At 65.8% G+C, this 19,135-nt stretch carries 17 protein-coding genes; 3 read left to right on the top strand and 14 right to left on the bottom strand.

Going from position 1 to position 19,135, the window contains the following annotated elements; translation table 11 throughout:
* Positions 1 to 57: 57 nt before the first annotated feature.
* From AC1DYS_RS18015 to AC1DYS_RS17950, 14 genes are all read right to left on the bottom strand, one after another.
* Positions 58 to 1,254 carry a hypothetical protein gene (locus AC1DYS_RS18015; protein WP_477901576.1) on the bottom strand — a complete coding sequence of 399 codons (1,197 nt, stop codon included), beginning with the start codon at positions 1,252 to 1,254 and terminating at the stop codon, positions 58 to 60.
* A gap of 35 nt (positions 1,255 to 1,289) precedes the next feature.
* Positions 1,290 to 2,879, bottom strand: coding sequence for a sensor domain-containing diguanylate cyclase (locus tag AC1DYS_RS18010; protein WP_477901574.1), 1,590 nt, complete (start codon positions 2,877 to 2,879; stop codon positions 1,290 to 1,292).
* 185 nt (positions 2,880 to 3,064) lie between these two features.
* The gene (locus AC1DYS_RS18005) at positions 3,065 to 3,451 is read right to left on the bottom strand and encodes a response regulator (RefSeq protein WP_477901572.1); all 387 of its coding nucleotides are present in this window, start codon (positions 3,449 to 3,451) and stop codon (positions 3,065 to 3,067) included.
* Positions 3,448 to 3,936 carry a GAF domain-containing protein gene (locus AC1DYS_RS18000; RefSeq protein ID WP_477901570.1) on the bottom strand — a complete coding sequence of 163 codons (489 nt, stop codon included), beginning with the start codon at positions 3,934 to 3,936 and terminating at the stop codon, positions 3,448 to 3,450. Before AC1DYS_RS18000 ends, AC1DYS_RS18005 begins: the two co-directional genes overlap by 4 nt.
* Before the next feature lie 8 nt (positions 3,937 to 3,944).
* Positions 3,945 to 4,778, bottom strand: a complete 834-nt coding sequence (locus AC1DYS_RS17995; protein ID WP_477901568.1) for a hypothetical protein — start codon at positions 4,776 to 4,778, stop codon at positions 3,945 to 3,947.
* The gene (locus AC1DYS_RS17990) at positions 4,771 to 8,394 is read right to left on the bottom strand and encodes a hydantoinase B/oxoprolinase family protein (protein WP_477901566.1); all 3,624 of its coding nucleotides are present in this window, start codon (positions 8,392 to 8,394) and stop codon (positions 4,771 to 4,773) included. Before AC1DYS_RS17990 ends, AC1DYS_RS17995 begins: the two co-directional genes overlap by 8 nt.
* A gap of 79 nt (positions 8,395 to 8,473) precedes the next feature.
* Positions 8,474 to 9,472 carry a TRAP transporter substrate-binding protein gene (locus AC1DYS_RS17985; protein WP_477901564.1) on the bottom strand — a complete coding sequence of 333 codons (999 nt, stop codon included), beginning with the start codon at positions 9,470 to 9,472 and terminating at the stop codon, positions 8,474 to 8,476.
* Between the two features lie 4 nt (positions 9,473 to 9,476).
* Positions 9,477 to 10,193, bottom strand: a complete 717-nt coding sequence (locus AC1DYS_RS17980) for an ABC transporter ATP-binding protein (protein ID WP_477901562.1) — start codon at positions 10,191 to 10,193, stop codon at positions 9,477 to 9,479.
* Positions 10,193 to 10,906, bottom strand: coding sequence for an ABC transporter ATP-binding protein (locus tag AC1DYS_RS17975; RefSeq protein ID WP_477901560.1), 714 nt, complete (start codon positions 10,904 to 10,906; stop codon positions 10,193 to 10,195). Before AC1DYS_RS17975 ends, AC1DYS_RS17980 begins: the two co-directional genes overlap by 1 nt.
* Complete coding sequence (locus tag AC1DYS_RS17970) at positions 10,903 to 11,922, bottom strand: branched-chain amino acid ABC transporter permease (RefSeq protein ID WP_477901558.1); 1,020 nt, start codon at positions 11,920 to 11,922, stop codon at positions 10,903 to 10,905. The genes AC1DYS_RS17975 and AC1DYS_RS17970 overlap by 4 nt, the downstream gene beginning before the upstream one ends.
* Entirely contained in the window at positions 11,919 to 12,785 is an 867-nt protein-coding gene (locus AC1DYS_RS17965) for a branched-chain amino acid ABC transporter permease (RefSeq protein ID WP_477901556.1), read from the bottom strand. The genes AC1DYS_RS17970 and AC1DYS_RS17965 overlap by 4 nt, the downstream gene beginning before the upstream one ends.
* A gap of 136 nt (positions 12,786 to 12,921) precedes the next feature.
* Positions 12,922 to 14,202 carry an ABC transporter substrate-binding protein gene (locus AC1DYS_RS17960; protein WP_477901554.1) on the bottom strand — a complete coding sequence of 427 codons (1,281 nt, stop codon included), beginning with the start codon at positions 14,200 to 14,202 and terminating at the stop codon, positions 12,922 to 12,924.
* A gap of 50 nt (positions 14,203 to 14,252) precedes the next feature.
* Positions 14,253 to 15,020: a putative hydro-lyase gene (locus AC1DYS_RS17955; protein WP_477901922.1), complete on the bottom strand. Its 768-nt coding sequence runs from the start codon at positions 15,018 to 15,020 to the stop codon at positions 14,253 to 14,255.
* A gap of 131 nt (positions 15,021 to 15,151) precedes the next feature.
* Positions 15,152 to 16,078, bottom strand: a complete 927-nt coding sequence (locus tag AC1DYS_RS17950; RefSeq protein WP_477901552.1) for a LysR family transcriptional regulator — start codon at positions 16,076 to 16,078, stop codon at positions 15,152 to 15,154.
* Positions 16,079 to 16,277: 199 nt separating this feature from the next.
* On the opposite strand from AC1DYS_RS17950, the gene AC1DYS_RS17945 reads away from it, so the two are divergent.
* From AC1DYS_RS17945 to AC1DYS_RS17935, 3 genes are read left to right on the top strand one after another with little or no spacing between them, the layout of a single operon-like run.
* Positions 16,278 to 17,246 carry a TRAP transporter substrate-binding protein gene (locus tag AC1DYS_RS17945; RefSeq protein ID WP_477901550.1) on the top strand — a complete coding sequence of 323 codons (969 nt, stop codon included), beginning with the start codon at positions 16,278 to 16,280 and terminating at the stop codon, positions 17,244 to 17,246.
* The gene (locus AC1DYS_RS17940) at positions 17,246 to 17,788 is read left to right on the top strand and encodes a TRAP transporter small permease (RefSeq protein WP_477901548.1); all 543 of its coding nucleotides are present in this window, start codon (positions 17,246 to 17,248) and stop codon (positions 17,786 to 17,788) included. Before AC1DYS_RS17945 ends, AC1DYS_RS17940 begins: the two co-directional genes overlap by 1 nt.
* On the top strand, positions 17,781 to 19,082 hold the full coding sequence (locus AC1DYS_RS17935; RefSeq protein ID WP_477901546.1) for a TRAP transporter large permease: 1,302 nt from the start codon (positions 17,781 to 17,783) through the stop codon (positions 19,080 to 19,082). The genes AC1DYS_RS17940 and AC1DYS_RS17935 overlap by 8 nt, the downstream gene beginning before the upstream one ends.
* The last annotated feature ends 53 nt before the right edge of the window (positions 19,083 to 19,135 follow it).

Raw genomic sequence — 19,135 nt, 5'->3', positions numbered from 1 at the left:
CGCAGCCGTCCCCACGCGGAAACAGCATGCAACATCGGCATCACCCGCTGCCGCGGGTCACGGAGTCGTTGCAGATTCGCCGGCACGCTGCCGGCCTTCGACAGGCGTCAAGTCGAGGCTGGCATTGAAGCCGAACAGCTGCCCGGCCCACAGGAACACCACCCACACCAGGATGCCGAACGGCAGGTAGCCGAAGTAGCCCAGCAGCGGCATCTCGGCGTAGATGTGGATCACGTTGACGTACGGGATGTCGTAGATCCAGTAGTTCGGGTTGGTGGGCGGCAGCCCGGCAGGCTGCGCGCTGCCGTAGTTCCAGAACTCCCACAGGAAGCCGTTGAACAGCGAGGCCAGGGCCACGAGCACGGCCGGCGACCAGTTGCCCTGCGCCATCGCGCTGAAAGGCGTCCAGACGTTGAGGCGGATCATCTGGCCGACGATGACCGCCATCGGCCCGATCCACACCACCCAGAACAGCGGCAACGGAAAGAAGACCATCGCGCCGATCAGCAGCAGCCCGCCTGCCACGAGCAAGCCGCCGGGCAGCGCCAGCTTCGGGCCGTTTGCGTAGCGCGCCGCCAGCTTCGGGAAGCTCGCCAGCAAGGTGCACCACTCGAAGATGGCTGGCCACACCGTCGTGTACGCCACCAGGAACAGGACCACGATGGTTGCGTGGCTCAGCTCGGGCATGTGGCCGTTCGGGTAGTACCAGTTGCCGAGCACGAAGTAGTTGGCGTATTCGAAGTAGTACCAGCCCACGACCGACACCCCTGCGCTCAGCCACAGTGTGTGCGGCCGCGTGGCCAGCAGAGACCGCCCGCCGGTGCGGCGGTACACCAGCCCATCGAGCATCAGGATGAAGCCCCACCACAGTGGCGAGAACGCGTAGTACACCAGCTGGCCGAACACCGTGAAGCGCGCAAACATCAGCCAGAAGAAGAACACCGTCAGCACCGTGCCCAGCCAGAACCAGAGCGGCAAGCGCACCGGCGCAGGCATGGGCCCGGCTGCAGGCCCCGGTTTGAAACCGAACAGCCCTGGGAACAGCAGGAACACCACGATCAGGATCACCACCGCCAGCATCAGCAAAAAGTACGGCAGCCAGAAAGGCGGTTGCTGCACCACGAACTCGGGCGGGAACACACCGAACTTCGGCGGCAAGTGCGTGCCGGGGTAGACGAACCAGGCGGCCACGAGAGGCACGACCAGGGTGGCCAGCACCGGCCAGATCAGACGCCAGGGGTGGATGCTTTTCATTCGTTCTTCTCCTGTGGGTCTTGGTTTTTGTGTTGTCAGACCGGGCTGGAATCGAGCGGCACGGTCTGGTCGCGCACGCTTCGGCGCCGCTTGTTCTCGTACATGCGGGCATCGGCCAGCGGCTCCAGCTCGTCGCGGTGCGTGCACTCGAATGCCCGCACCGAGCCGCAGCTCGCACCGCTCGACTCATAACCTGCCCGGCGCAACGCGGCCACGGTGTCGGCCAGCTGCTGCTCGACCCATTCGACGGCACCGTCGTGGACGGTGGCAGCGAACTCGTCGCCGCCCAGGCGGTGCAGCGTGGCCCGGCTGCCGAGGCGCTCGGCCAAGCCGGTGCCGAAGTCGCGCAGCAACTGGTCGCCACCGGCATGGCCGAAGGTGTCGTTGTAGCGCTTGAGTCCGTCGAGATCGATGAAGGTCAGGCCGCCTTCGAGTGGCAGCGCAGCCAGCGCGAGCTCCAGCGCATAGCGGTTGGGCAGGCCGGTCAGGGCATCGGTGCTGGCCAGGCGAAGGTTGTTCTCTGCGCGCAGGAGCGCACTCTCCTTCTCCTTCTGCAGCATGCCGAACTGGTACGACAGCACCAGTGCGAGTAGCAGCACCTCGATGGTCACCGACGCCAGTCCGATGTGTTCGATGTAGATCGAGTACACGCCTTTCAGGTCGATCAGCGAGATCGCGCTGATCCCCGAGATGAAGAAGCCGATGTTGGCCGCGAGGTAGAGCCGAGCAAGCGTGCTGCGCCGTGCTTGGATCACACCAGCTGTCATGCCGAACAGCAGGAAGATGCCCACGCCGATGCGGTCGAGTTCGAGCGACCAGTGCGGGCGCAGCGCGGCGATGGCGACGAACGAGGCCAGCAGCACCAGCACCGCGCGGCTCACTTTGTGCAAGCGAGGGGCGGTGTCCGCACGGATGCCCAGCAGATCGATCACGAACACCACATAGGCCATGTTCGACAGCAGGATGGGCACGCTGATCAGGTAGAACCAGCCGGTCGCGATCAGGTCGTGCACCGCCAGCAGCGCCGTCGAGTTGTAGAGCAGGTTGCCGAGGATGAACAAGGCGTACATCGTGTGCACGCGTTGGCGTCGGATGAACCCCAGGCTCATGTAGTACAGGCCCAGCCCGATGAAGATGCCGAGGCAGACCAGCAGCAGCGCATTGCCCGTGCGGATCGACCGCCGGTAGTCGCCCAGGCTGTCGACATAGGGCTCGGGCTGCGCCAGGAAGAACGGCGACTCGAGTTCGCTCACCACCCGGTAGCGGCCGGGCGGCAGGTTCAGTTCACGCCCATGGCGCAGGAAGAACGGGTTGAACTCGTCGCTGTCGATGCCGCCGGCTGCCGTGGCCACCAGCACGCCGCTGGTGTCGTACACACGGTGCTCGAAGCGGGCGATGACGCTGGAGTTCTTGAAATCGATGACGTGCACGCCGGCGCCCGTCAGCTGCAGTTCACTTTCGTGGCGAAAGCGCCCGCCCGTGGCAGAGACGCGGTCGACAGCGCGCGCCGATCCATCGGCAGCCACGATGCTCCAGCGGCCCAGCAAGTCCGTCGGCGAGGCCAGCACGGCCGCACAGGGCAGCCAGCACAGCAACCAGGCTGCCAGCCAGGCACGAAGGGTCATGAGGAGGGGGCGGCTGGGTGCATTCGGAACCCGATGCTAATACCCCGCTGAAACGCAAGCCCCATGCCGACAAGGCACAGATCGTGACTTTGTTGACTACGCGCCACGGCCGACGCCGACCGCCGCGCAGCCCTTCAATGGATCGGAATCGCCGGCGCCCCCCTCCCTGGCCGACAAGCGCGGAATCAGTTCGGCAGCGGCACGCCGGAGATGCTCGACAGCACCTCGATGGCCGTCTTCACCTTGAAAGGCTTGATCATCATGCGGCGCACGTCGAGCTGCTTGAACATCGCAATGGTCGGCGCGTCCAACCGGCCGGCCATCACCGCAATGGGCAGCGTGCTGTCGCACAGCGTGGAACCCTCTCTCACCTGCTGCACCAGGGCGAGGCCCAGCATGTCGTCGCCGATGTCGGCCAGCATGCCGTCGTAGATGTCCGTCTTGAGCATGCGCAGCGCAGCTTCGTGGCTGGTGGCTTCGTGCAACTCGCAGAGACGGAGTTCTCGAGCCACGGTGACCACGGTCCGCCGCATCACGAAATGCGGTTCCAGCAGCAGCAGCCGGCGGTTCATGGGCCAGGCTCCAGTTCGGCCACCGCGAGCGCACGCAGAGAGTCGAGGATGCTGCGGTCCACTGCGTCGAGCGTGCGCTCGCGCGTGTCGAGCACACACAGCGTACCGACGATCGCGCCGGAGCGAAGCACCAGCGGCGAGCCGGCGTAGAAACGGATGTGCGGATCGGCGAGCACCAGCGGGTTGTCGAAGAACCGCGGGTCCTTCAGTGCGTCTTCCACCAGCAGCATCCGGCGGCTGGACACCGCATGAGCGCAAAACGACACCTCGCGCGACGTTTCGCACGCATCCAGGCCCACCCGCGCCTTGAACCACTGGCGATCGCCATCCACGAGGCTGATGAGCGCCATCGGCATGTCGAACTCCGAGGCCGCGAACTGCACGATGCGGTCGAAACGCTCTTCGGGCGGCGTGTCGAGGATCAACAGCGCGCGCAGCGCCGCAAGGCGCTCGGCCTCGTCGGACGGAATGGGAGCGGAGATCATGACCGGGGTTATCGGCTTGCCGTGGCATCACTGAAGTGCCGCCGTCGCGCCGTTAGGGCGTGGACCAGGTAGGCCGTCACGAGCGCGGCCGCCCAGCCCAGCACGTAGGACATCACGGCGCCCAACGCGGGCAGGCCCCACGCCAGAACGATGAAGAGCGCCAGGAAGCCGGCCATGCCGCGCAAAAAACCTCGCAAGAGTTCGACCGTGGCGTCGGGTCCATGGCGAGCCTGTGTGAAGCAAGGCAACACGTTCCCCGTGATGGGCAGCGACAACAACAGGCCGCTCACCGCCGCAGGCAGCGGCGCCGCACCGAGGATCAGCACCGTCGCCAACCCACCGGCAGCGGCGACGCGCAGAACCATCTCCACCGCAGGGATGTGCAGCGCGGCGGGCGCCTGTCGCGGCGACGGCATCAGGTGCAGGCCGACCCAGGGCGTGAAGGCAGCAAGGACGGCATTCGCCGGGAACGGGAGAGCCAACCACAACAGTCCAGCGCCCGCCAGCAGAAAGGCGGCGTTGGCTGCGGCCCAGGCAACCCACCACGACCGGCCCAGAGAAGCCCTCGCGAACACCACCATGTGCGCCACCATCGCCGGGTAGGCCGTGAGCGTGGCCAGCGCGATGGCATGCGCCTGGTCAGCCGGGGATTGCGACAACACGAACCCCATGATCGGCCCGGCAATCATCGGCAGCCCCGACAAGGTTCCCGCCACGCCGTGGCCGAAGCGCCTCGCTGCGAAGCTCGCCACATACACCACGCCGCACACCAGCGCGAGCTTGAGCGCGAAGACGAGCGTGAAAAGCGGCCCGTACCAGGCGGCCGGCAGCGATTCAGTCACCGCCGTAGCCGCCCCCGCCGGGTGTCTCGATCACGAACACGTCGCCCGGCTGCATCTCGACCGAGCCGATGTGGTCGAGCTGCTCGGTGCGGCCATCGGCACGCTCCACGCGGTTGACGCCCACCGCCCCCGGCTCGCCACCGGCCATGCCGAAGGCACCGGTGTGCCGGCCGTTGGAGAGGATGGACGCGGTCATCGGCTCCAGGAAGCGAACCCGGCGGATGCCGCCGTCGCCGCCGCGGCGCAGGCCGGTGCCGCCCGAGCCGGCGCGGATTGCATAACTTTCAAGCCGCACGGGGAATCGGAACTCCAGCACCTCGGGGTCGGTGAGCCGCGAGTTGGTCATGTGCGTCTGCACGACGCTCGTGCCGTCGAAATCGGGGCCGGCCCCCGAGCCGCCCGAGATGGTCTCGTAGTACTGGTAACGCGCGTTGCCGAAGGTGAAGTTGTTCATCGTGCACTGGCCCGCGGCCATCACACCCAGCGCGCCGTACAGCGTGTTGGTGATGCAGGTCGAGGTCTCCACGTTGCCGGCCACCACCGAGGCGGGCGGCCGCGGGTTCAACATCGATCCTTCGGGGATGATCACCTGCAGCGGCTTCAAGCAGCCCGCGTTGAGCGGAATGTCGTCGTTCACCAGTGTGCGGAAGACATACAGCACCGCCGCCATGCACACCGCGCGCGGCGCGTTGAAGTTGTTGACCAGCTGCTCCGAGGTGCCGGTGAAGTCGATCACCGCACTGCGGGCCTTCGCATCGACCTTGATCGCCACCTTGATGCGCGCGCCGTTGTCCAGCGGCAGCGTGAACTCGCCGTCCTTCAGCTTCGTGATCACACGGCGCACCGATTCTTCGGCGTTGTCTTGCACGTGGCCCATGTAGGCGCGCACGACGTCCAGCCCGAACTGCGTGACCATCTTGCGCAGCTCCTGCACACCCTTTTCGTTGGCCGCAATCTGCGCCTTGAGGTCGGCGATGTTCTGCTGCGGGTTGCGCGAGGGGTACTCACCGCTCTTCAGCAACGCCACCATCTCCTGTTCACGCAGCTGCCCGGCCTCGACCAGCTTCACGTTGTCGATCTGCACGCCCTCTTCCTCGATACGGGTCGAGAACGGTGGCATGGAGCCCGGCGTGGTGCCGCCGATGTCGGCATGGTGGCCACGCGAACCCACATAGAAAAGGATCTGCTTGCCGTCGTCGGCGAACACCGGCGTGACAACGGTCACGTCGGGCAGGTGCGTGCCTCCGTGGTACGGGTCGTTCAACGCATACACGTCGCCGGGCTGCATGCGGCCGGCGTTGCCGTTGATCACCGTCTTGATCGACTCGCTCATCGAGCCCAGGTGCACCGGCATGTGCGGCGCGTTGGCGATCAGGTTGCCTTCGGCGTCGAAGAGCGCGCATGAGAAGTCGAGCCGCTCCTTGATGTTCACCGAGTAGGCCGTGTTCTGCAGCTGCAGGCCCATCTGCTCGGCGATGTTCATGAACAGGTTGTTGAACACCTCCAGCATCACCGGGTCGACGGTCGTGCCGATGGCCTTGCGCGATTCGCGTGGCTGCACACGTTCGAGCACCAGGTGGTCGAGGGCCGTAACGCGCGCGCGCCAGCCCGGCTCGACGACGGTGGTGGCGTTCTTCTCGGCAATGATGGCCGGGCCGTCGATGGTGTGGCCCGGGTGCGCCTGTTCACGCACGACGAGCGCGGCATCCCACCAGCGGCCGCCGCTGAAGAGCTTGACGGTGTCGGCCACGGCGGCGGCACCCTGGGTCAGCTCGCTGCGCACGGCTTCTGCCGGCGCATCACCAGCGCCGACGGCTTCCACGGACACGGCTTCGACGACCAGCCGCCGCTCGCTCATCAAGAAGGCGAAGCGCTGCCGATAAGCCGTCTCGAATGCGGACTGGATCTCGGCCGCATTGCCGAACGGAACGACCAGCGCGGAGTCCGTGCCCTCATAGCGCAGGTGCACACGCCGGTGCACGGTCACCGCTGCGCTGCTGACGCCCTGGCGGCGCAGCTCGTCGGCAGTCTCCGTCGCCAGCGCCTCGAGCCGCTCGCGCACCTCGGGCAGCGCCGTGTCCAGCGGCAGCTCGATCGAGCGCTCGCGCATCACGCTTTGGTCGGCCAGGCCCATGCCGTAGGCCGACAGCACGCCGGCCAATGGATGTGCGAACACGCGGGTCATACCCAGCGCATCGGCCACGCGGCAGGCGTGCTGGCCGCCCGCCCCGCCGAAGCACTGCAAGGCATACCGCGTCACGTCATAGCCACGTGCCACCGAGATCTTCTTGATCGCATTGGCCATCGCGCCGACCGCGATGTCGATAAAGCCTTCGGCCACCTCTTCGGGTGAGCGCTTCACGCCGGTCGCGCGTTCGATGTCGGCCGCCATCGCGTTGAACTTCTGCGTCACCACCTCTCGGTCCAGCGACTCGTTCGCGTTCGGACCGAAGACCTTCGGGAAGTACGCAGGCTGGATCTTGCCGAGCATCACGTTCGCATCGGTCACCGCCAGCCGGCCACCGCGCCGATAGCAGGCCGGGCCGGGGTTGGCGCCGGCGCTCTCGGGGCCGGCGCGGAAACGCGCGCCGTCGAAGCTGAGGATGGAGCCACCGCCTGCCGCCACGGTGTGGATGCTCATCATCGGCGCGCGCATGCGCACGCCGGCCACCTGCGTCTCGAACGCACGCTCGAACTCGCCGGCGAAGTGGCTCACGTCGGTCGACGTGCCGCCCATGTCGAAGCCGATCACCTTCTCTCCGCCGAGGTCAGCCTTCGCAAGCTGCGCGGTGCGCACCATGCCGACGATGCCGCCTGCCGGGCCGGAGAGGATGGCGTCCTTGCCCTGGAAGGCATGCGCATCGGTGAGCCCACCCGACGACTGCATGAAGAACAACTTCACGCCCGGCATGTCACCCGCCACCTGCTCCACATAGCGGCGCAGGATGGGCGAGAGGTAGGCGTCGACCACCGTGGTGTCGCCGCGGCCCACCAGCTTCATCAGCGGGCTCACCTCGTGCGACACGCTGATCTGCGGGAAGCCAATCTCCTGCGCCAGCTTCTTGGCCGCCTGCTCGTGGGCGGTGTAGCGGTAGCCGTGCATGAAGACGATGGCCACGCTGCGCAGACCAGTGTCGAATGCGGCCTTCAATTCGCCACGCAGATGCACTTGGTCGAGCGCTTCGACGATGTCGCCCTGCGCGCCCACGCGTTCATGCGCCTCGATCACGCGGCCGTAGAGCAACTCGGGCAGCACGATGTGGCGGTCGAAGATGCGCGGGCGCTCCTGGTAGGCGATGCGCAACGCGTCGCGAAAACCTCGCGTGGTGACCAGCAGCGTCGGCTCGCCCTTGCGTTCGAGCAAGGCGTTGGTCGCGACGGTGGTGCCCATCTTCACGCACTCCACCTGCGCCGGTGTGATGGGCTCGCCGGCCTTCAGGCCCAGTAGATGGCGGATGCCGGCGACCGCTGCGTCGCGATACTGCTCGGGGTTCTCGCTCAGCAGCTTGTGGGTGACGAGGCTGCCGTCAGGCCGCTTGCCGACCACGTCGGTGAAGGTGCCGCCGCGGTCGATCCAGAACTGCCAGCGGTCGGGGGTGCGAGGTTGAGCGTGCATATGGCAAAGCTTTCAAAAGTCGATGAGCGCTGCCGAAGAGACTCTGGGCATGGTATCGCCAGCCCGGCAACGCGGTGGCCTATCGCTGAGGGTTGAAATACGGGATGAAAACGTCGTTGGCGTCGCGGCCGACCTGGCGCACCCACTCGAGCGAGAAGCGCTCGCCCAGGCGGCGGATGTCGAGGCTGAATTCGCGCGACACGCGCTCGACTTTCATGCCATTGCGGCGCAGCTCGTCCACCGAGCTCGCCGCCGCCGACACGCTGGCCGCCCAACCGCGCGTTTCGGCATCGGCCGCCGCGGCGAGCACCGCCTGGCGCGCGCTGGCCGACAAGGTCTGCATGGCCTTCGCGTTGGCGAACACGATGTTCTTGGGGAACCAGGCGTTGATGTCGTAGTAGTAGCGCACGAAGCTCCAGACGCGATTCTCCACGCCGGTAACGGCCGAGGTGATCATGCTTTCGATGCGGCCCTCGGCGAGAGCGCGGCCCACCTCGACCATCGGCACGTCGACCGGCTCGGCGCCGACCAGCGTCGCGATGCGTGCGGTGGTCGCGTTGTAGCTGCGCATGTGACTGCCGCGCAGGTCGCCGATGCCGGCAATCGGCTTGTTGGCATACAAGCCTTGTGGCGGCCAGGGCACGGCATACAGCACCTGCAATCCATGCTCGGTGAACTGCTTCTCGACCAGCGGCCGCTGCAGCGTCCACATGCGGCGCGCATCGTCGTACGAGTTGGTGATGAAAGGCACCGAGTCGGCACCGGCGATCGGCATCTCGCCGGCCAGGCTGCTCATGATGGTTTCGCCCGCATCGACCAGACCACCTTGCACCAGCCCGCGAATCTCACCCAGCTTGCCCAGCTCACCGTTGGGATGGACGCTGATGCGCAGCTCGCCGTGCGTCGCCTGCTCCACCTCGCGCGCCATGGTCATCAGGTTCACCGTCTGGAACGACTCGCTGCGGTAGCCGGTGGCCAGCCGCCACGCGGTGCCGGCAGCGGCTCGCGATCGCGGCGACACGAAGGCCGAGCCGGCCAGCAGTGCGAGATCGCGACGGGTGAGCGAGGCTTGCAACATGGCGTCAGAGGCCGAGGTAGGCCTTCTTGACCTCGTCGTTGTTGGCCAGTTCGTGCCCGCTGCCCTGCATCACGATGCGGCCGGTCTGGATCACATAGCCGTGGTGCGCAATCGACAGCGCCTTGTGCAGGTTCTGCTCGACCAGCAGCACCGTGACGCCGGTCTCGTTGACGCGCTGGATCACCTCCAGCACCTTGGTCACGAACTTGGGGGCGATGCCCCATGAGGGCTCGTCGAGCATCAGCAGCTTGGGCTTGGCCATCAGGCCGCGCGCGATGGCCAGCATCTGCTGCTCGCCACCGCTCATGGTGCCGGCCAGTTGCGTCGCCCGCTCCTTCAGGATGGGGAAGAGTTCGAACATCGCGTCGACATTCGCCGCGACCTCGCGCCCATCGTCGCGTGTGAAGGCGCCGAGTTCCAGGTTGCGTTGCACCGTGAGGCGCGGGAACAGGCGCCGGCCCTCGGGCACCAGCGACAAGCCCAGCGGCACGCGCTTGTGCGCCGGCAAGGCGTGCACCGGCTCGCCGTTGAAGCGGATGCTGCCGGAGTCCAATGCATTGAGCCCGGCAATGGCGCGCAAGGTGGTCGACTTGCCGTTGCCGTTGCCGCCGACCAACGCGACGATCTTGCCCGCCGGCACGTTGAGAGAGACGTCCGACAGAGCCAGCACGCCGCTGTAGCTGACGCGCAGCTTGCTCACTTCAAGCAGGGTGGCGCTCATCACGCATCTCCCAGGTAGGCCGAGATCACGGCCGGGCTGCGCGACACCTCGGTGGGTGTGCCGTCTGCGATCTTGATGCCGCGGTCGAGCACCACGATCTTGTCGGCGATGGGCATGATGCCTTCGAGCACATGCTCGACGATCAGGCAGGCGATGCCGCGCTCGCGGATGGCGAGCACCACCTTCACCATCTCGCGCACCTCGGACGGGTTGAGCCCGGCCATCACCTCGTCCATCAACAGCAGTTTCGGCCGAGTGGCCAGCGCACGTGCAACGGCCAGGCGGCGCTGCTCGCTGATGGTCATGCTGCCGGCGGGCTTGTCGGCAAAGTGGTCGAGGTTGACAAAGGCCAGCAGCTTCAGCGCCTCGGCGCGGGCAGAGCTCACGCGGCGTTCGTGCAGCAGCGCAGCCGCCATCACGTTCTCGCAGGCCGTCATGCTGGTGAAGGTGCGCGCCACCTGGAAGGTGCGGCCGACTCCTGCGCGGGCACAGGCTTCCGGCGTAAGGCCGGAGATGGTCTTGCCGTCGAGCTCGATGCGGCCCGAAGTCGGCGCGTAGAAACCGGCCACGCAGTTGAAGGCGGTGGTCTTGCCGGCGCCGTTGGGGCCGATGAGGCCGACGATCTGGCCGGCATCGACGCTGAACGACACGTCTTGGTTGGCCGTCAATCCACCGAAGCGCTTGGTCACGCCATGCAGTTCAAGCAAGCTCATGGCGCCACCTCTTCGACAGCCGCTTCACGCACCGGCGCATTCTTCGATTCAGCCGGCGCACGCTGCTTCGTCTTGCGCCGTTGCTGCCATTCGCGGAACCAGCCGATCACGCCGCTCGGGTAGAACACCGCGATGCCGATGATCAGCGCCGCGTAGATGATGGTGTCGGTGCCGCGCCCGCCGCCGCCGAAGAAGCTGCGTGTCAGCTCCTCGATGGTGGTGAGCACCACCGAGCCGATGACTGGCCCGAACAGCGTGCCCACCCCGCCGAGGATGGCCACCAGCGCCATCTTGATCGACAGCGCCGTGCTCAGCACCGAGTTCGGGTCGATGTAGAGCTCCTTCTGCGCGTAAAGGCTGCCGCCCAGCGCGGTGAAGAAGGCACTCAGCGACAAGGCGATCTGCTTGTAGCGGGCGATGTTGATGCCGATGCTGCGCGCAGCGTCGGGTTCATCCTTGATGGCGCGCAGGTAGTAGCCGATGTGGCTGCGCTCCACTGCCCAGTTCGCCAGCAGCGTTAGCACCAGAAGGCCGAGCGCGAGCCAGTAGTACGGCGCCTTGTCAGCGAACACCATCGCGCCCCAACCACGCTCCGTCATCGGGATCGTGAGGCCCACCGCGCTGCCGGCATAGTCCCAGTTGGTGAAGACGATCTGCACGATCTCGGCCACCGCGATGGTCGCCATCGCGAAGTAATGCCCCTTCATGCGGAAGCACGACCAGCCGAAAGCCAGGCTCAGCAGCGCCGACACCACGCCGCCGAGCAGCATGCCGAACCAGGGGTTGATGCCGAAGTTGAGCAGCAGCATCGTCGAGGTGTAGGCCCCCAGGCCGTAGAACGCCGCGTGCCCGAGCGACACCTGGCCGGCATAGCCGCCGAGAACGTTCCAGGCCACGCCGAGCTGGGCGGCCATCAGCACCAGGATGGCGAGGTTGAGGTGCGTCGGGTTGTCGGTCGTGAACGGCAGCAATGCCGCCACCACGCCGAGCCCGATCAGGGTATTCAATACTTTCATGCTTTCCCCATCAAGCCTTGCGGCCGGAACATCAACACCGCGAGAAACAGCACCAGCACCACCGCCGTCTTGTATTCAGGCCCGAGCAGCAAGCCGCCCATCACCTCGATGACGCCGACGAGGATGCCGGCCCAGAACGCACCGGTCACGCTGCCGAAGCCGCCGAGGTTCACCACCACGAACGCGATCAGGATGAAGTTGGCGCCGACCTCCGGGAAGATCGGAAAGAAGGTCGCCAGCAGCACACCCGCCGCACCGGCGCAGGCCGCGCCGATGCCCCAGGCCAGCGAGAACATCCGATGCGAGTCAATGCCCATCAGCTGCGCGGCCTCCTTGTCGGCCGCGGTGGCTTCGAGTGCCGCGCCGAGCTTGGTGCGGGTGAGAAACCCGTGGATCAGCATCGTGACGGCGACCGCCCCGAGACCCGCCACCAGCTGCGGCTGGCCGAGCTGGATGCCGGCGAGCTTCACGCTGCCCGCGACCCACGAGTTCTCGATCGAGCGGAAGTCGGGCTTCCACAGGAACTGGGCCACACCACGCATCAGGATCATCAGCCCGAAGGTGGTGAAGATCTGGCTCAGCATCGGTGCGTTGACGATGCGCTTGATCACCAGCTTGTAGAGCAGCATGCCGAAGGCGAACAGCATCAGCACCGTGAGCGGCAGCGTGAGGATCGGGTCAAGTGCGTACAGCGCGAAGAGCCAGAAGGCGCTGTACATGCCGAGCATCAGGAATTCGCCGTGCGCGAAGTTCACGATGTCCATGACCCCGAAGATCATCGTGAGGCCGATCGCCACGAGCGCGTAGATCAGGCCGATCAACACGCCGGAGGCGAGGGTTTGCAGAAGGATTTCGAACGTCATACAGCTACTCCAGCGGCTCGGATTGCGAGAGACGCACCAAGCGGAAGCGATCAAGCGGACGCCGCGGAACCGGCTTTGCCGGGCCGCTGGCGTCGCCCCCTCGAGGGGGAGCGGCGTCAGCCGCTCCGGGGGTGTGTCACTTCCTTTGATCCCACTTCGGCATCGGCCACACCACCTCACGCGAGGCCATGGCAAACGGCCACACCGTGTTGTATTTGCCGTCGACGATCTGCACCAAGATGCCCTGGCCCAGCGTGTTCTGACCGGTCGCGTCGAACTTCACGCCCTTCCACGGCATGATCAGTTTGCTGCCCGGCATGTCGGTGGCGGCGAGCGCGGTGCGAATGGCTTCGGGCTGCGTCGAGCCGGCGCGGTTGATGGCGTCGGCCATCACCATCAGGCCGGTGAAGCTGCGCGACGAGTTGCCGGTGAAGTTGATCTTGTAGCGGCTGTTGAAGAGGTCGTTGACCTGCTTGATCAGCGGGTTGCGGCTGGCCAGGTCGAGCGCCCACACCTCGCGGGTGATCACGTACTCGGCGTCCTTGCCCAAGGTCTTGATGAAGTCGGTGTCGGTGAAGCCGGCGTTGTTGGCCAGGATCATGTCGGGCGAGAAGCCGAGCTCCTTGTACGTCTTCATCGACAGGATCGCGTCGGCCGTGTACGAGGATTGCAGCACCAGATTCGGCGCCGCAGCCTTCAGCGTCTGCACCTCGGAGGTGAGCTGCGTCGTCTTCGCCGGATACAGCACCTGCTTGACGAGGTTGTACTTGAAATCGGGCGCCAGCTTGGCCTGCAGCTTGGTCGTCTCGGTGCCCCACAGGCCGTTCTCGTTCAGGGTAGCGATGACGCCGGGTTTGATGCCTTTCTTGGCCTCCAGCTCTCGCAGGAAGTCGAAGGCGTTGTGCACGAACAGGTCATCGTGCGGCGTGGTGCGGAAGAACCACTTGAAGCCCCGCGCCGTGAGCGAGGCCGACGACGACTCCGGGTTCAGGAAGGGGATGCCGGCTCGCTCGGCCACCTGGCTCGCCGTGGCAGTCACTGCACTGTTGTAGCAGCCGACGATCGCAACCACCTTCTCCTGCGTGATCAGCCGCTCGGCCTCGGTGGCACCTGTTTGCGGGTTGGCCTGGTGGTCGGCGAAGACGAGCTTGATCTTGGCGCCCTTCAAGCCTGGCAGGCCCTTGCCGCCGGAGAACGGCAGGTCGGTGATGCCAGGCGCGCCGTTGTTGATGATGTCGGCCGCGAGTTCGAGCGAACTGCGCAGCTCGGCACCCACTGCCGCACCCGGCCCCGTGAGCGGGTAGATCACACCGATCTTCACCTCGGCCGGAGCTTGCGCTCGCGCGCCAAACCCCAGGCCCAACATCGCGGCGCCGAGCGCCTGGATCACGGTTCTACGCTGCTGTCTTGCTTGCATGTTTCACTCCGGTGAGGATGAGGTTGAGAGAGCCAGAAGGGTCGGGTGCTTCAGAAACTCGCGAGCTGGTGGTTCAGCAAGTCGGTGATCAACATGGCGCCGGGCGCATGCGTGATGCAGAAGTCGGGCTTGGCCTGTGCAATGGCAGCTTGCGGTGTCACGCCACAGGCCCAGAACACCGGCAGCTCATCGGGCATCACGTCGATCGCATCGCCGTAGTCGGGCTTGGCGAGGTCGGCAATGCCGATCAGCGACGGGTCACCCAGGTGCACCGGTGCGCCATGCACGTCCGGAAAGCGCGAGGTGATCTGGATGGCGCGGATCGCCGCCTTCGCTTTCAGCGGTCGCATCGAGACCACCATCGGCCCGTGGAAAGGGCCGGCCGCTTCGGTGGCGATGTTCGTGCGGTACATCGCGACGTTGCGGTTCTGGTCGACATGGCGCAGCGACAGCCCCGAGTCGAGCAAGGCCTGCTCGAACGAGAACGAACAGCCGATCACGAAGGTGACGAGGTCGTCGCGCCAGAGTGCGCGCAGGTCGGTGGGTTCGTCGACCAGCTCGCCGCGGCGCCACACGCGGTAGCGCGGCACGTCGGTGCGGATGTCGATGTCGGCACCGAGTTTGGGCAGCATCGGGTCGCCCGGTTGAGAGACCGCCAGCACGGGGCACGGCTTCGGGTTGAGCTGGCAGAACCGAAGGAAGTCGTCGGCCAGCGCCTTCGGCAGGATCACGACGTTGCCCTGCACGTGGTCGCGTGCCAGGCCGCTGGTGTGCGAGGTGAAATCGCCGCTTCGGATGGCTGCACGGGACCGTGCGATGCCGCCCTGTTCGGGTGCGGAAGATGTCGCTTTTGGTGTCAGCACAAAAACCCCAATTCAAATGACCGTCTTGCGAATTGGCCGCATTGTGTTGGGGTCGTTGCCGCTCGGGCAAACAAGAAATTTTCTGCTTAGTTCATCGATTTTTTCGATGACGCTTTTCGGCCCGCTTTGTGGGGAGTGCGCGGTGCGCCGATGAAATCGAGGATGGCATCGACCACACCCGATGCCACTACCGAGGTCGGGTCTTCACGGTAGCTGGCGTGCACCGGCAGCGGCGGCAGAGGCGTCTCGCAGGCCAACGGCTTGAGCGGCAAACGGTCGCTCAAGCGCTGCACGGCGGCCAGCGGAAGCGTCGCCACGCCGAAGCCGCCTTCCACCAGCTGCACCATGGCCGAGATCGATGAGATGGTGTGGATGCGCGGCGGCTCCACGCCCAGCTCGCGGAAGAGGTCGATCAGCGCCACGTGCGGCTGCGAGCCGCGCTGGAAGGTGAGCATGTCGTAGGCGGCCAGCTCTGCCAGCGTGTAGCGCCGCTTGCGGTGAATGTCCTTGTGGCCGACGAAGGCCATTTCCATCGCCGGCAGCTCGCGGCTGCGCAGGCTTTCGCCCGAACTCGGCAAGGCGGCGAATGCAAGGTCGAGCGCGCCGCGCTTCACCTGGTCGACCAGCACCGGCGTGGTTTCGACCGACAGCTCGAGCTCGAAGTCGGGGTCGGCCTTGCGAGTGTGCTGCACCCATTCGAGCAGCCACGAATGCAACACCGACTCGATGACGCCGATGCGCAGCGACACCTTGCGCGCACCCGCTCCCATCTCGCCGCGGATCTCTCGCTGCAAGGCCAGCAGGCGCTGCGAGTGGCTGAAGAAGCGCATGCCCGCCACGGTGAGGCGGAACTGCTTGTCGCGCCGGTCGAGCAGCAGCACGCCCAGCTCGTCTTCGAGCGCCGCGATGCGGCTGGACATGGCCGACTGAGTGATGAACAGCTTCTCGGCCGCGCGCGACACGCTCTTGAGCTGCACGACCCAGTAGAAGGCTTCGACAAATCGGAGGTTCATGGCAGCGTCATTCGTTTGCTCATTCGTTGGTCCGTTCTTCGGCCCATTCGTGGCCCATCTGATCGAGTGGCTTGGAACAGGGCTTGCTAAGTTGGTCCTCGTTGCGCAGCAGTGTTTGTGATTGGCGTCGTAAAAGCCCCAATGCTGCCAACCCTCTCACCCCTTACCCTTGCGCTTTGCCCCAAGCGGAGAATCTCACATGCGCCTCAATGTCTCGATGCTGATTGCAGCCCTGGCCCTCGCGGGCACCGCCCAGGCCCAGACCAAGTGGGACTTGCCCGCCGCCTATCCTGCCAGCAACTTCCACACCGAGAACCTCACGCAGTTTGCGGCCGACGTCGACAAGGCCAGCGGCGGCAAGCTCAAGATCACGGTGCATGCCAACGCCTCACTGTTCAAGGCGCCCGAGATCAAGCGCGCGGTGCAAGGCGGCCAGGCGCAGATCGGCGAGATCCTGCTGGTGAACTACCAGAACGAATGGCAGATCTTCGGTGCCGACGGCCTGCCCTTCCTGGCCGACAGCTATGACGAATCGGCCAAGCTCTACAAGGCGCAGAAGCCGGTGCTCGAGAAGAAGCTCGCCGAGCAGGGCCTGATGCTGCTGTACGCAGTGGCCTGGCCGCCGCAAGGCATCTTCAGCAAGAAGCCCATCAACTCGGCGGCCGACCTCAAAGGCATCAAGTGGCGCGCCTACAGCCCGGCCACCTCGCGCATCGCCGAGCTGCTGGGCGCACAGCCCGTCACGGTGCAGCAGGCCGAGTTGTCGCAAGCCATGGCCACCGGCGTGATCGAGTCATACATGTCGTCGGGCTCCACCGGCTTCGACACCAAGACCTACGAGTACCTCAAGTACTTCAACGACACCCAAGCATGGCTGCCGAAGAACGCGGTGCTGGTCAACAAGGCCGCCTTCGACGCGCTCGACAAGCCCACGCAGGCGGCGCTGCTCAAGGCCGGTGCCGATGCCGAGACGCGCGGCTGGGCCACGTCCCGTGCCAAGAACACCGAGTACCTTGAGCTGCTGAAGAAGAACGGCATGAACATCGTGCCGCCCTCCCCCGCGCTGAAGGCCGACATGAAGAAGGTGGGCGACACCATGCTGCAAGAGTGGCTGCAGAAAGCCGGCCCCGAGGGCCAGGCGGTGGTCGACGCCTACAAGAAGATGTGATGGCGGTCGCCAACGCCTTGCCGCCAACTCCCCTTCGCCGCGCGCTCGATGGCCTGTATGACGGCGCTGCCGCCTTGGCAGCGCTGTGCATGGTCGGTTTGCTCGGCATGGTGCTGCTTTCCATCGTGAGCCGGCAGCTGCAGTTCAACGTGGCAGGCACCGACAGCTACGCCGGCTTTCTGATGGCAGCGGCCGGCTTCCTGGCGCTAGCCCACACGCTCAAGCGTGGCGAGCACATCCGCGTGACCTTGCTGATCAGCGCACTCACGCCCCGCTGGAAGCGCGGCTTCGAGATCTGGGCGCTTGCGGCTGCGGCCGCGCTGGCGGTCCTGTTTGCGGGCTACAGCTGCAAGCTGGCTTGGCAGTCGTATGCGTTCCACGACATCTCCACCGGCAACGACGCCACGCCGCTGTGGATTCCGCAGCTCTCGATGGCAGCGGGCACGGTGATCCTGGCCATCGCCTTCATCGACGAGCTGGTGCTCGAAATCGTCGGCCGCCGCGCGGTCGTGCAAAGCGAAGAGCCCCTGCGCAATGAGTGACCTGCTGATCACCGCGCTGCTGATCGCATCGCTCTTTCTCATTCTCGGCAGCGGCGTGTGGATCGGCCTCACGCTCTCGGGCGTGGCCTGGATCGGCATGCAGCTGTTCAGCTCCCGGCCGGCCGGTGATGCCATGGCCGTCACCATCTGGGGCTCGGCCTCGAGTTGGACGCTCACCGCCTTGCCGCTCTTCATCTGGATGGGCGAGATTCTCTTTCGCACACGGCTCAGCCAGGACATGTTTCGCGGCCTTGCGCCGTGGATGCAGCGGCTGCCGGGCCGCCTGCTGCACACCAATGTCGTCGGCTGCGCGATCTTTGCGGCCGTGTCGGGTTCGAGCGCTGCCACCTGCGCCACCATCGGCAAGATGAGCTTGCCGGAACTCACGCGCCGCGGTTACCCCGAGGCCATGTCGGTCGGCTCGCTGGCCGGAGCCGGCACGCTGGGGCTGCTGATTCCGCCCTCGATCATCATGATCGTCTACGGCGTCTCGGCGGACGTGTCGATCTCGCAGCTCTTCATTGGTGGCGTTCTGCCAGGCATCTTGCTGGCGGTGATTTTCTCCGGCTACATCGCCATCTGGTCGCTGCGCCACCCGGAGCAGATTCCGCCGGCCGACCCGCCGATGTCGCTGCGAGCCAAGCTCGACGCCTCGCGCAGCCTGATCCCGGTGGTGCTTCTGATCGCTGCAGTGCTGGGGTCGATCTACAGCGGCATCGCCACTGCCACCGAAGCAGCAGGCCTGGGTGTGCTGGGTTCGCTGATCCTCTCAACCGTGCAGGGCTCGATGAGCTGGAGCACGTTCAAGGAATCGCTGCTCGGCGGCACACGGCTGTACTGCATGATCGCGTTGATCCTTGCCGGGGCCGCGTTCCTCACGCTGGCCATGGGCTACATCGGGCTGCCACGCCACCTTGCCGAATGGATCGGCGGCATGGGCTTGTCGAAGTTTCAGCTCGTCATCGCCCTCACCATCTTCTACGTGATCCTGGGTTGCTTTCTCGACGGCATCTCGATGGTCGTGCTGACGATGGGCGTCATCCTGCCCACGGTGCAGAAGGCCGGCATCGACCCGCTGTGGTTCGGCATCTTCATCGTCATCGTCGTCGAGATGGCGCAGATCACCCCGCCGGTGGGCTTCAACCTCTTCGTGCTGCAAGGCATGACGGGGCGCGAGATCAGCTACATCGCACGAACGGCACTTCCGTTCTTCCTGCTGATGGTGTTGATGGCGACGTTGCTGTATGTCTTCCCGCAGATCGTGACCTTCCTGCCGATGCAGATGAGGGGCTGAATCGAGTCGGGGGAAGGCCTCCAGCAAGGCGCAGGCGCGAACTGCCCCGCCAA

It is taken from the genome of Rhizobacter sp. P2_G4, assembly GCF_056403575.1.
The sequence above is the reverse complement of the archived record's forward strand: the minus strand, read 5'-3'. Positions and strand labels throughout refer to the sequence as shown.